Consider the following 12,403-nt stretch of genomic DNA (forward strand, 5'->3'; position numbering starts at 1 on the left):
GCGGTGGTGGCCGGGCTCTGGCTCTCGCTTCTTTTCGACACGCCCGCGGGGCCCTCGATCGTCGCGGCGGCCGCGGGTCTCTTCGGCCTGAGCCTGATCCCCTTCCGCGCCCGCTAGATTCCGGTCAGCGACGGCGGTATTCCGGCCGGGAGGCAGACCCGGGGAACAGCATGGCCAACCATCTCTACGACGCGCTCTTCGGACGTCACGAGCGGAGCGCGGCGGATTTCCTGATCCTTCCCGACGGGTCGCGGCTCAGCCACGCCGCTTTCGGCGCGATGGCCGCGCGCTATGCGTCCGCGCTTCGGGGGGCGGGGCTCGAACCGGGCGACCGGGTGGCGCTGCAAATGGACAAGAGCCCCGACATGCTCGCCGTGATCGCCGGCGCTATCCAGGCGGGCGTGGTCTTCCTTCCGCTCAATACCGCCTACACACCGGCCGAGGTCGGCTACTTCGTCGCCGACGCGGGCGCGCGGCTCCTCCTCTGCGACGGGCGGTCGGAAGCCCTTCTCGCCCCGGTGGCCACGACGGCGGGAGCGCGCCTCGCCACGGTCAACGCAGACGGGAGCGGGAGTTTCGCGGAGGCCGCCCGCGCCGCAGCGCCGGGCCCTGCCGTGGCGCGGGGGCCGGAGGACCTTGCGGCGCTCCTCTACACCTCCGGCACCACGGGCCGGTCGAAGGGCGCGATGATGAGTCACGCGAACCTCCTCTCGAACGCGAAGGTGCTGGTGGATTTCTGGCGTTTCACGGACCGGGATGTCCTTCTCCACGCGCTTCCGATCTTCCACACCCACGGGCTTTTCGTCGCTACCAACGTGGCGCTTCTCGCGGGCTGCCCGATGATCTTCCTGCCGAAGTTCGACGCCGATCAGGTGATCCGCTTCCTGCCCGAGGCGACCGCGATGATGGGCGTGCCGACCTTTTACACGCGGCTGATCGAGGACCCGCGCCTGACCCGCGACCTTGTCGCCAAGGTCCGTCTCTTCATCTCCGGCTCCGCGCCCCTGCTGGCCGAGACCCACCGCCAGTGGGAGGCGCGCACCGGCCATCGCATCCTCGAACGCTACGGCATGACCGAGACCAACATGAACACCTCGAACCCCTACGAGGGCGAGCGGCGGCCGGGAACGGTCGGGTTCCCCCTGCCGGGAGTGGAACTGAAGGTCTGCGACGGGGAGGGGCGCGAGGTGCAGCGGGGCCAGATCGGCACCATCGAAGTGCGGGGACCGAACGTCTTCAAGGGCTACTGGATGATGCCGGAAAAGACCGCCGAGGAACTGCACGCGGACGGGTTCTTCATCACCGGCGACCTCGGGTTCGTGGACGCGGACGGTTATGTGACGATCGTCGGCCGGGGCAAGGACCTGATCATCACCGGCGGCTTCAACGTCTATCCGAAGGAAGTGGAGCTTGCCATCGACGCGCTGCCCGGCGTCCTGGAAAGCGCGGTGATCGCCGCGCCGCACCCGGATTTCGGCGAGGGCGTGGTGGCCGTCATCGTGGCGGAGGCCGGCGCCACGCTGGATGAAGCCACGATCCGGGCGTCGCTGTCCGAGACATTGGCGACGTTCAAGCAGCCGAAGGTCGTGGCCTTCCGCGCCAGCCTGCCGCGCAACACCATGGGCAAGGTGCAGAAGGCGGTTTTGCGCGACGAGTTCCGGGACATCTTCGCCTCCTGACTCACCGGCCGACGCCGGTGTAGGCCTCGAACCCGGCCTCGGCGGCGTCCTTCGGAGAATAGACGTTCCTGAGGTCGGCCATCCGGGCGTGGGTCATCGCCTTCGCCATGCGGGACAGGTCGAGCGCACGGAACTCGTTCCATTCGGTCAGGATCACGACGGCGTCCGCCCCCGCCGCGGCTGCATAGGCGTCCTCCATCCAGGTGACACCGGGCAGGAGGTGCTCTCCCTCGCGCCGGCCCTGCGGATCGACCACACGCACCTTCGCGCCGTTCCCCACGAGCGCCGGCACGATGGTGAGGGCGGGCGCGTCACGCATGTCGTCGGTGTTGGGCTTGAAGGTGACGCCGAGCACGGCGACGGTCTTGCCGTTCACCGTGCCGCCGCAGAGGTCCATCACCTTGTCGACCATGCGCCGCTTGATCTCGTCGTTGACCTTGATCACGGTCTCGACGATCTGCATCGGCGCGGCATGTTCCTGGCCGATCCGGGCCAGCGCCGAGGTGTCCTTCGGGAAGCACGACCCGCCGTAGCCGGGGCCTGCATGCAGGAACTTGTTGCCGATCCGGCCGTCGAGGCCGATGCCCTTCGACACCTGCTTCACGTCCGCTCCCACCCTTTCGCAGAGCCGTGCGATCTCGTTGATGAAGGTGATCTTCGTCGCGAGGAAGGCGTTGGCGGCGTACTTGATCAGTTCCGCCGTCTCCAGGTCGGTGTAGAGGATCGGGAAGTCGCGCAGGAAGAGCGGGCGGTAGACTTCGCCCATGACCTTCTTCGCACGCTCGGAGGTGACGCCGACGACCACGCGGTCGGGCCGCATGAAGTCGTCGATGGCCGCGCCTTCGCGAAGGAACTCGGGGTTCGAGGCCACGTCGAAGTCCTTGCCCGGCGCGGCTCTCTCGATCACCGCGCGCACGGCGGCATTCGTGCCGACAGGGACGGTCGATTTGGTCACCACGACGGCATAGCCCGTGAGCGCCCGGGCAATCTCTTCGGCGGCGGACATGACATAGGTCAGGTCGGCATGGCCGTCGCCGCGCCGGGTGGGCGTGCCCACGGCGATGAAGACCGCGTCGGCCCCGTCGACGGCCGAGGCCAGGTCACCGGTGAAGGAGAGGCGTCCGGCGGTGACGTTCTTCGCCATCAGGACATCGAGTCCGGGTTCATAGATCGGCACCCGTCCCGCCTTCAGCATGTCGATCTTGCGCGGGTCCTTGTCGACGCAGACGACCTGGTGCCCGAAATCGGAAAAGCAGACGCCGGAGACGAGCCCGACATAGCCCGTGCCGATCATCGCGATCTTCATGAAACGCCCCCGACCAATACTCGGGCTGGAGAAGGACCCATCCCAACCGGCCTGTCAACGCCTGAGCCGCATGTCGGCGCAATCCTGCCCCGGAAATGTCCGGGTTTCGTGCACAGTCGCGCGAAATGCCGCGACTTGTCGTCGTTCGCCCTGGAGTCCGGAAATGATCCCGCGCGCCGTGAAACTCCTTGCCGCCGGAATCCTCGCCGGCCTGACGCTCGTCGGTGCAGCCGATGCCTGTTCGCGCCCGACCGTTCGGGGGGCCGACGCCGCCATTCGGCCCGAGGAGCGCATCGACCAGGCCCTGGTCGATGCCGCCATCCTGGCCGAACTCAACTACCACCGCTGCAAGGCGGGTGTGCCGGCGCTCGCGGACGCGCAGGGCCTGCGCAAGGTCGCAGGCCAGCACGCGAAATGGATGGCCAAGGCCCGGGCGCTGTCCCACAAGTCGCAGACGCCCGGGCAGGCGAACACGCTCGCGCGGATCAAGGCGTCAGGCGTCAGGTTCCGGGCCGGATCGGAAAACATCGGCCAGATCGCGCGCTTCCAGATCGACGGCAAGTCGTTCCGGATCGCCGACGGCGCCTCCTGCGGGTTTCGCGGCAGCGACGGGAGGGTGATTCCACCCCATACCTATGCAACCTTGGCGCGTACCATTGTCACCTATTGGATGGCTTCGGCGGATCATCGCCGGAACATACTCGACCGCAAGGTGACCCGGGTCGGTTCGGGCGTAGGTTTCGACGGGAAGGCGCCATACTGCGGAAATTATTACGTTTCCCAGAACTTTGCCGGCTGACGCAACGAGTGCGCGAACCCTCGGGCCAATTTGCAACACTGTCGTAGCTGCATTGCAGCAACTCCGAAAACTGCTTTGATCTCGTTCAGGAATATGCTCTGCTGCGAAAGGATGCTGCCGCGAGTGGCGGCTCTTGAAGGCTAAGAGCGGAGAATCAACATGAAGAAAATCGCGACCCTCGCTGCGGTCATCACTCTTTCGGCCGGCGCGGCGTTTGCCGGCGGCTACTCGGCGCCCGTCGTGGAAGCCGAGCCGGTTGCAGTCGCCCCGGCTGGAACCTCCAATGCGGGCCTGATCGTGCCGGCGCTCCTCCTGCTGGGCGTCATCGCGGCGGCTTCGTCGGACTCCTGATCTCGGGATCGACGTTCGAGTACGAAGGTGGAGGCCGGGCGCTGTGCGTCCGGCCTTCGTCCTAGCAGGCAGTCTCCTTGTCGCGCAGGGCCTGTCGCGCGGCCCGGACCTCAGGGCCGGACGAGCTGGATCGTGACATGGCCTAGGGCCGGGCCGATCCATTGCCGCGACAGCGCGACGGTGCCGTCGGCAGTGACCCAGTAGCTGTTGCTCACCGTCAGGGTCGTGGATGTCGCCTTGCAGGATTCGTCCAATTGCAGCGTGTCGTAGTGGCGCCCCGCGAAGTCGAAGGATTTTGCCGGCCCGGTCGTGACGCTGCATGCCATGGGCAGCGGCCGCTCGATCCCCTCGCCGTCGAGGTAGCGATAGACGCGATCGACCGTGCCCGCCTGGCGGCGCAGGATCAATCCCGCTGCGGCGTCGGTCTTGGCCGACATCAGATCGTCGCCCAGGCCGCGCGTGGCGGTGAGCAGGCCATTGCGCAGGACCAGCGTCTGTTCGTTCGACGTGGCGTAGGTCCTCACCGCGCCGTTCCGCCCCGTCTCGCCCAAAGCGGTGAGCAGCCCGGCCTTCTCGATCTGCGCGAGAATCAGCGGGCCCTTGAAGGATGCCATCGCCGACGCGGCGAGGCTCTCCGGGTCCGGGACGGTGGCCGGTCCGGCGGCCTTCTTCGGCGACAGCTTTGCCGTCATGCCCTTGACGACGCCCATGGCGATCGTCGTTCCCTCGGTCTTCGAGGTATCGGTCCCGCAGCCGGCCAGGGCCAGCGCGACGAGCCCGGCGCCGACAGCGGCGGCGCGGCGGAAGGTGCGCCCGGCGGGCGCGACGTGGTACGTCACCGCCAGAACCTCCCCCACTGGATCTGCATGTCCCCCTGGTGGGTGCTGCGGATGGTCTCGTAGAGCCTGCCATCGACGTCGAGCCGCGCGCCGCCGTCGCGGTTGAGCGGCTTGATGACGGTGCTCACCTTGTTGGTGGACGGCTTCCCGGTCGTCCAGCTGACCGGGATCGTCAGCCGCACGCCCTTGTCGAACGAGCCTTCGCCGAAGTCCTGTTCCGACAAGTCGGTGAATGTCGCGTAGGCGCCGACCTTCCAGCCGTTGGCGAACTCGCGGTCGAGTGTGAAGGTCGCGCCCCAGTCGCCGAGAAGGTAGCGGCCGACATCCACCTGGCCCAGGAAACCCTTGCCGAAGTCGTAATAGGCCGAGACATGTCCGGTCGCGACATCGTAGTCGCGGAAGCTGAACATCGTGTCGAAGTCGCGCTGCTTGACATAGTTGACCTCGGCCCCGAGGGCGAGGCGACTGTCGACCGGCTTCCACAGAAGCTCGCCCGACACGCCGCCGTACATGCGTTCGAGGAGGCCGACGCTCACCCGGCTGTAGAGGTTCGGGGCAGGACGCGCGTACCAGGCCAGCGTCAGGTCATGGATGCCCGCGTCGCCCTGCCTCTGGTACTCCACGAGGTCGGAGCGCACGTGATAGACCGTCGAGTCCGAAACGCGGGTCGAGTCGTCCAGGTTGCCCACGATCTTCTTGCGGATGCTGCCCGAAAGGATCAGCCCCGGCGCGAACTCGTAGCGCCCGGCGAGCTGCACGCCGAAATCGGCCCTGAGCGGATCGTCGGGGTCGAAGACGCTGGCCTCGCCGTAGGGCGACAGCGACCAGACGAAGCGCGGGTAGGTGCCCGGCGTCGGCACGAGGCCGGTGTCCGGTCCCGTCATGGGATCGGTGAACTCGGCCGTCCGCAGGATCTCGACCGAGCCTTCGCTCTCCAGCCGCTCGATGTCGCTCCGCTGGAGCGTGACCGAAGATGTCGGCATCCCGTTTGCCATCGAGGTGATGACGAAGGTCTCGACCGACGGTGGAACGGCGCGGGTCAGCGCCCGGGCAACGCGACCCACTGCCTGCGGCTGGGCGAGGTATTTCTGGTTGCGGACGCGCACTTCGACCCTTGTGGCCGAAAGCGCCATGCTCTCCAGAACCTGTCCGTCCTTCGCCAGCGCCTTGGCAAGCGCGGTCTGCACGCCGGAATGCACCTCGGGGTCGGCGGTCCAGTCGGTCGCCCAGGCCGCGGGATCGGCCGAGGGCGACGGGCGCGGCCGGACCGGCAGCGGGGCCGTCTCCAGCCCGCTTGGCGCCGGCGCTCGGCGCGGATCGACGGTGAGGTTGAACTGGAGCCCGACTTCCGTGCCGTAGAGGTAGTATCCCGTGAGGCTCGCCGACTTGTTGAAACGATACTCGAAACCGAGGTTGACCGAGGAATCGCGGGAGAACGTGCCCGCCGCCGTCTCGCGGTCATAGCCATCGGTGGAATATTCCGCCTTCAGCGTCAGCTTGTCGGTCGCCGCCCAGGCGAGGCCGAAGAAGGGCGATACCGGGCCACGGAAGAACTGGTCGGTGTTGGCCTTGCCGCCCTCGCCGATGTCGAGCGTCGGGCGCGACCCGAAGGGGCTTCCGATGTCGCCATGGCTGCCGAGCCGGCCCCAGCCGAGGCCCGCCGTCGCCCTGAGACGCGGCGTGACCGTCTTGGACGCGACAATGTATTCGCCGGAATAGACCCCGGTTCCGATGAAGTCGCGCAGGCCGATCGCGACTGCCGGGCGCCAGTCCTTCTCGTCGAGCAGGCGGTACTGGACGTCAAAGGATCGGTCGTAGAGCGCCGATCCGTTGGTGAAGATCCTCGGCACGCGCGAATAGCGGAAGGCGCCGGTCAACCGGTCGGTCACCTGGAAGGTGGCCGTGATCCGCATCGCGCCGGCAAAGCGGAAGACGCTGGCGGTGATGATCCCTTCCGGATTGCTTTCGGCCGTCGGCATGTCGACGAGCCCGGGCAGGCCAAATGTCCCTGGGCTGGGGGTCAGGGTCGGCTCGGCATAGGCCACCCAAGCCCCGAGGGCGGCCACGGACGTGAGGCCGATGCCTGCGATCTTCTGTCCCCGCACCCTGCTCTCCGTCTTATTGCTGCGGCGCTTTTGTTTGCCGACACTATACACGGATCGCCAGCGGCTGCGAGGGGCTAAGGACCGCATGGCCGCCCGGCGGGCGATGGATCGCCGCACCGGCGGTCATTTATGCAACGCCTGGTGGCGCGGGACGGCTGGCGCCGTCCCGCGAACGGCGCAGATCACATGCAGGCGTCGTAGAGTCTGCGGGTGTTCTCGCGTGTCATCTTCACCGGGTTGCCGCCGCAGGAGGGGTCCTCAAGCGCCATCTCGGTCAGCATGTCGAGATCGGCGAACTGCACGCCCATGGCCGAGAGATTCTCGGGTATGGCGAGATTCGCGCGCAACTCCATGACCTGATCGTGGAAGCCGGCAAAGCCCCCGCCGAAGCCGATGTAGGCGGCGGCCTTCTCGATCCGGTGCTCGATGGCGTTGCGGTTGAACTCCATCACCATGGGCATGACGACGGCATTCGTCGTGCCGTGGTGCGTGCCGTAGACCGCGCCGACCGGGTGGGAAAGCGAGTGGATGGCGCCGAGGCCCTTCTGGAACGCCACCGCGCCCATCGCCGCCGCGCTCATCATGTGGGCGCGCGCCTCAAGGTCGTTCGGGTTGTCGTAGACCTTCGGCAGGTTTTCGAACACCAGCCGCATGCCTTCCAGCGCGATGCCCTGGCTCATCGGGTGGTAGAACGGGCTGGAATAGGCCTCGAGGCAATGCGCCAGCGCGTCCATGCCCGTCCCGGCGGTGATGAAGCGCGGCATCCCGACCGTCAGTTCCGGGTCGCAGATCGTGACCGAGGGCAGGAGCTTCGGGTGGAAGATGATCTTCTTCTTGTGGGTGGCGGAGTTGGTGAGGACGCCGGCGCGGCCGACCTCGCTGCCGGTCCCGGCCGTCGTCGGCACCGCGATGATGGGTGCGATCTTCGAGCCGTCCGCCCGCGTCCACCAGTCACCGATATCCTCCAGATCCCAGACCGGGACCGTCTGGTCGACCATCAGCGCGATCATCTTGCCGAGGTCGAGCGCGGAGCCGCCGCCGAAGCAGACGACGCCGTCATGCCCCCCGGCGCGATAGACCTTGAGCCCGGCCTCCATGTTCATCTCGTTCGGGTTCGGATCGACTTCCGAGAAGACCGCGCGGCCAAGCCCGGCGGCATCGAGGATGTCGAGCGCCTGGCCCGTGATCGGCAGCGACGCCAGCGCCTTGTCGGTGACGAGGAGCGGTCGCTTCATGCCGACCGCCTTGCAGTGGTCGGCAAGCTCGCGGATGCGGCCGGGGCCGAATTTCACGGCGGTCGGATAGGACCAGTTGGCGCTGGGCACTGTCATGATTTCACCTTGCGGAAATGATAGGAGCGGGGTCGGGTGACGGACTGGTAGCCAAGTTTCGAGAGGCCGACACCGCGGCCGGTATCCTTGCAGCCGGTCCAGCAGATGGCCGGGTCGAGGTAGTCGGCGCGGTTCATGAAGACGGTGCCGGTCTCCACCTGCCTAGCGATCGACCAGGCGCGGTCGGGATCCTGCGTCCAGAGGCTCGCCGTCAGGCCATAGGGGCTGTCGTTCATCAGCCTCAGCGCCTCGGCATCGTCCTTCACTGCCATGATGCCGACGACGGGGCCGAAGCTTTCCTCCGTCATCACCCGCATCGAGTGATCGACGTTCACGAGGATCTGCGGCATGAGATAGGCGCCGCCGTCGTCGGTCGGGAAATTCTGCCGCTCGATCAGCGGCTTGGCGCCCGCAGCCACGGCCTCGGCGGTCTGCGCGCGCACCGTGTCGGCGAAGCGGCGGTTGGCCATCGGGCCGAGCGTGGTGTCGGCGTCGAAGGGGTTGCCGAGCTTCAGGGCGTTCACCCACTTCACCGACTTCGCGACGAACTCGTCGAAGTGCCTGTGGTTGACGTAGATGCGCTCGATCCCGCAGCAGCACTGGCCGGCATTGTACATCGCGCCGTCCATGAGGACATCGACGGCCCAGTCGAGGTCGGCATCCTCCATGACGTAGCCGGGATCCTTGCCGCCAAGCTCCAGCCCGAGTCCGGTGAAGGTGCCCGCCGCCGCGCGTTCGATCGCCTGGCCGCCGCCGACCGAGCCGGTGAAGTTGACGAAGCCGAAGGAACGGTCGGCGATGAGCTTCTCGGTCCCGGCGTGGTCGAGGGCGACGTTCTGGAACACGTCCTGCGGCACGCCCGCGGCATGCAGCGCCTCGGCGATGCGTTCGCCGACGACGAGTGTCTGGCTCGCGTGCTTCAGGATCACCGCGTTGCCGGCGATGAGCGCGGGCACGACCGTGTTCATCGCGGTCATGTAGGGGTAGTTCCAGGGCGCGATGACGAAGACGAGCCCATGGGGCGCGAATTCGATGCGGCGGGCGAAACGGTCGGTCTCCTCCACCAGCATCGGCGCCAGCGCCTCGGCGGCGATGCCGGCCATGTAGTTCGTGCGTTCGTTCAGCCCGCCGAACTCGCCTCCGAAGCGGGTCGGGCGGCCCATCTGCCAGGCCAGTTCCTCGACGATCCGCTCCTTGTCGGCATTGAGCCGGGCCACGCCGTCCTTCACGAGCCGGATGCGCTCGTCGAGCGTCCGCGCCGCCCAGGCGGGCTGCGCCGCCTTCGCCCGCGCCACGACCGAAGCCGCCGCCTCCGGCGAAAGCGGCGGCCGCTCGGCATAGACCCGCCCGTCCACGGGCGAGATACACTGGATCATCTTCGTCATCTGGTCCTCACTTGGCGCCTGTGCGTCTCCAGCGGCGTCAGAGCCGCTCGAATCCCCGTTTCACTTCCCAGTCGGTCACGACGCGGTTTTGCTCGCTGATCTCCCATTCCGCGGCATGGACGTAATGGTCCACCACGTCGTCGCCGAAGGCGGTGCGCAGCATCCTCGACTTGCTCATCAGCGCCGCCGCCTCGCCCAGCGTGTGCGGAATCTCCCTTACGCGCTTGGCGTGGTAGATGTCGCCGGCGATCGCGGGCTCCAGTTCCAGCTTCTGCTCGATACCGGCCAGACCCGCCGCCAGGAGCCCGGCACAGGCCATGTAGGGATTCAGGTCGGCACCCCCTATGCGGCATTCGACGCGGACCGCCTTCGTCCCCTCGCCGCAGACGCGGAAACCGGCCGTGCGGTTGTCGAGCGACCAGACGGCCTTGGTTGGCGCGAACATGCCGACAACGAAGCGCTTGTAGCTGTTGATGTAAGGCGCGAGGAGCGGCGTGATCTCGCGCGCATAGGCCAGTTGCCCGGCGATGTAGTGCTTCATCAGCGCCGACATTCCGTGCGGGTCCTTCTCGTCGCGGAAGGCGGGCTTGCCTGCCTTCCACAGCGACTGGTGGATATGGCTCGACGAGCCGGCGCGGCGGTGGTCGTATTTCGCCATGAACGTCGCGGCGCGGCCCTGGGAATGGGCAATTTCCTTCACGCCGTTCTTGATGATCGCATGCATGTCGCAGGTGTCGAGCGCGTCGGAGTACTTCGCGTTCACCTCCTCCTGCCCGGCCTCGGCCTCGCCCTTCGAGCACTCGATCGGGATGCCGGCGTCCCAGAGGCCGTTGCGGATCGCCCGCATCACCGACTCTTCCTTCGAGGTGCCGAAGATCGCGTAATCGGCGTTGTGACGGCCGAGCGTCCGCAGGTTCTGGTAATCGCGGTCATGCAGCGTGTCGAAGCTTTCCTCGAAGAGGTAGAACTCCAGCTCCGTCGCCATCATCGCGTCAAAGCCCATCGCCTTGGCGCGGGCGACCTGGCGCTTGAGGATCGCGCGGGGGCTGACGGCGACCTCTTCATGCGTATGGTGGTCGAGAAGGTCGGCCATGCAGAGCGCCGTGCCCGCAAGCCAGGGGATGCGGCGCAGCGTGGCGAGATCGGGCTTGACCACGTAGTCGCCATAGCCCTTTTCCCAGCCGGCCGACTTGTAACCCGGAACCGTGAACATCTCGACATCGACGGCGAGGAGGTAGTTGCAGCAATGCGTCTCCTCCCAACCGCTGTCGACGAAGTGCTGTGCGACGAACCTCTTGCCCATGAGGCGGCCCTGCATGTCCACGATGGCCACGAGGACAGTGTCGATCTCGCCGGCGGCGACGGCCTTCTTCAGCGCGTCGAAAGTCAGGTTTGCGGGCATTTAGCCTCTCCTCGCTCGTCTTTCGGGGCCGGATTCGGGCCCTGTCCCTGTCGGTTTGGTATTTGATCAAATTTTTCGGTGAAGGAAAGGGGCGGCGAAAGACCCGCCGCCCCGTCCTGCCGTCATGTGTAGCGGTAGGGCCGCCCGGCCTTCACCATGTTCTCGTTGTACTTCTCGATGATGGCGACGACCTTGGCCTTGGTCTCGCTTTCCGCCGCGATCTCTTCCCAGAACTTCCGCGCGGCCTCTTCGACGGTGGCCCATTCCTCGTCGGGAATGGAGGTCAGCTTGGTATCGGCGCCTTCGACGCGGAGCTTCGCCTCGCCCGCCCAGTACCAGTGCTGGCGGTAGTAGTGCGACTGCTCGAAGCAGGTCTTCATCAGGAGCTGCAGGTGCGGCGGCACCGCGTTCCAGCGCTCCTGGTTGGCGAAGAAGTGCCCGATCCAGGCGCCCGAGATGTTGTTCGTCAGGAAGTTTGGCGCCTGCTTCGCCCAGGAGGCGGTATAGACTTCGGTGATGCCCGACCAGGCCACGCCGTCCAGTTCACCCGTCTGCAGCGCGATCTCGATGTCCTCCCAGGGGAGCGTCACGGGCACCACGCCGAACTGCGCGAGGAAACGGCCCGCGGTCGGGAAGGTGAAGACGCGCTTGCCTTGCAGGTCGGCGAGCTTGGTCACCGGGTCCTTCATCGAGAAGTGGCAGGGGTCCCACGACCCGGCCGAGATGTGCTGGATGCCGACCTTGGCGTATTCTTCCTTCCAGATCTCGTCGAGCCCGTAGTGGTTGAAGAGCGCCGGCACGTCGAGCGAATAGCGCAGCGCGAGCGGGAAGTAGCCGCCGAACACCGTGACCTCGGTCGGCGAGGCCATCGAGTCGTCGTCGGACTGCACCGCGTCGATGGTGCCGTTCTGCATCGCGCGGAAAAGCTCCGCCGTCGGCACGAGCTGGTCCGAGAAGTAAAGCTCGATCTCCATCTGGCCCTGGGCGATCGTGTTGAAGGCCTCGATCGCGGGCTGCACGACCTCGGCGCCGAGCGCCGCGCCGGCATAGGTCTGCAGCCGCCACTTGATCGCGTCCTGCGCGCGCAGCGTCGCCGGCGCGGCCAGCGTTGCGCCTGCGGCGAGCGCGCCGGAGGTCAGGAACTTGCGTCTTGTCGTCATCTCTCTTCTCCTTGTTGCAGGTGCCCCGGGTCCCGGGGTCTTCTTC

General features: G+C 66.9%; 11 protein-coding genes. 4 read left to right on the forward strand and 7 right to left on the reverse strand.

What is annotated here, in order from left to right; translation table 11 throughout:
• Nucleotides 1-6 precede the first annotated feature (6 nt).
• Nucleotides 7-117, forward strand: coding sequence for a hypothetical protein (locus F9K34_RS19030; protein WP_366557758.1), 111 nt, complete (start codon nucleotides 7-9; stop codon nucleotides 115-117).
• 53 nt (nucleotides 118-170) lie between these two features.
• Nucleotides 171-1,679, forward strand: a complete 1,509-nt coding sequence (locus tag F9K34_RS01260) for a malonate--CoA ligase (protein ID WP_291334656.1) — start codon at nucleotides 171-173, stop codon at nucleotides 1,677-1,679.
• 1 nt (nucleotide 1,680) lies between these two features.
• Here F9K34_RS01260 and F9K34_RS01265 read toward each other — a convergent pair whose 3' ends face one another.
• Nucleotides 1,681-2,985: a UDP-glucose dehydrogenase family protein gene (locus F9K34_RS01265; RefSeq protein WP_291334657.1), complete on the reverse strand. Its 1,305-nt coding sequence runs from the start codon at nucleotides 2,983-2,985 to the stop codon at nucleotides 1,681-1,683.
• Between F9K34_RS01265 and F9K34_RS01270 the strand changes: the two genes are divergently transcribed.
• Nucleotides 2,963-3,784: a CAP domain-containing protein gene (locus F9K34_RS01270; protein WP_291334658.1), complete on the forward strand. Its 822-nt coding sequence runs from the start codon at nucleotides 2,963-2,965 to the stop codon at nucleotides 3,782-3,784. The two genes, F9K34_RS01265 and F9K34_RS01270, sit on opposite strands and share 23 nt — an antisense overlap.
• A gap of 159 nt (nucleotides 3,785-3,943) precedes the next feature.
• Nucleotides 3,944-4,135 (forward strand): hypothetical protein, encoded by a 192-nt coding sequence (locus tag F9K34_RS01275; RefSeq protein WP_291334659.1) that lies wholly within the window; start codon nucleotides 3,944-3,946, stop codon nucleotides 4,133-4,135.
• Nucleotides 4,136-4,245: 110 nt separating this feature from the next.
• Here the strand turns inward: F9K34_RS01275 and F9K34_RS01280 are convergent, their stop codons facing one another.
• From F9K34_RS01280 to F9K34_RS01305, 6 genes are all read right to left on the reverse strand, one after another.
• Nucleotides 4,246-4,974, reverse strand: coding sequence for a YjbF family lipoprotein (locus F9K34_RS01280; RefSeq protein WP_291334660.1), 729 nt, complete (start codon nucleotides 4,972-4,974; stop codon nucleotides 4,246-4,248).
• Nucleotides 4,971-7,079, reverse strand: a complete 2,109-nt coding sequence (locus F9K34_RS01285) for a YjbH domain-containing protein (protein WP_291334662.1) — start codon at nucleotides 7,077-7,079, stop codon at nucleotides 4,971-4,973. Before F9K34_RS01285 ends, F9K34_RS01280 begins: the two co-directional genes overlap by 4 nt.
• A 182-nt stretch (nucleotides 7,080-7,261) precedes the next feature.
• Nucleotides 7,262-8,410, reverse strand: coding sequence for an iron-containing alcohol dehydrogenase (locus tag F9K34_RS01290; RefSeq protein ID WP_291334664.1), 1,149 nt, complete (start codon nucleotides 8,408-8,410; stop codon nucleotides 7,262-7,264).
• On the reverse strand, nucleotides 8,407-9,795 hold the full coding sequence (locus F9K34_RS01295) for an aldehyde dehydrogenase family protein (RefSeq protein WP_291334665.1): 1,389 nt from the start codon (nucleotides 9,793-9,795) through the stop codon (nucleotides 8,407-8,409). The genes F9K34_RS01290 and F9K34_RS01295 overlap by 4 nt, the downstream gene beginning before the upstream one ends.
• A 37-nt stretch (nucleotides 9,796-9,832) precedes the next feature.
• Nucleotides 9,833-11,197, reverse strand: coding sequence for a glutamine synthetase family protein (locus F9K34_RS01300; protein ID WP_291334667.1), 1,365 nt, complete (start codon nucleotides 11,195-11,197; stop codon nucleotides 9,833-9,835).
• A 122-nt stretch (nucleotides 11,198-11,319) separates the two neighbouring features.
• The gene (locus F9K34_RS01305) at nucleotides 11,320-12,357 is read right to left on the reverse strand and encodes a TRAP transporter substrate-binding protein (RefSeq protein WP_291334669.1); all 1,038 of its coding nucleotides are present in this window, start codon (nucleotides 12,355-12,357) and stop codon (nucleotides 11,320-11,322) included.
• Nucleotides 12,358-12,403: the final 46 nt, after the last annotated feature.

Source organism: Albidovulum sp., assembly GCF_008933605.1.
Classification (GTDB): Bacteria; Pseudomonadota; Alphaproteobacteria; order Rhodobacterales; family Rhodobacteraceae; genus Albidovulum.

Excerpts from the sequence above, each read along its gene's own strand:
- F9K34_RS01275 (WP_291334659.1), top strand. The coding sequence starts at position 3,944 with ATGAAGAAAATCGCGACCCTCGCTGCGGTCATCACTCTTTCGGCCGGC.
- F9K34_RS01265 (WP_291334657.1), bottom strand. The coding sequence starts at position 2,985 with ATGAAGATCGCGATGATCGGCACGGGCTATGTCGGGCTCGTCTCCGGC.
- F9K34_RS01260 (WP_291334656.1), top strand. The coding sequence starts at position 171 with ATGGCCAACCATCTCTACGACGCGCTCTTCGGACGTCACGAGCGGAGC.
- F9K34_RS01295 (WP_291334665.1), bottom strand. The coding sequence starts at position 9,795 with ATGACGAAGATGATCCAGTGTATCTCGCCCGTGGACGGGCGGGTCTAT.
- F9K34_RS01290 (WP_291334664.1), bottom strand. The coding sequence starts at position 8,410 with ATGACAGTGCCCAGCGCCAACTGGTCCTATCCGACCGCCGTGAAATTC.
- F9K34_RS01300 (WP_291334667.1), bottom strand. The coding sequence starts at position 11,197 with ATGCCCGCAAACCTGACTTTCGACGCGCTGAAGAAGGCCGTCGCCGCC.
- F9K34_RS01305 (WP_291334669.1), bottom strand. The coding sequence starts at position 12,357 with ATGACGACAAGACGCAAGTTCCTGACCTCCGGCGCGCTCGCCGCAGGC.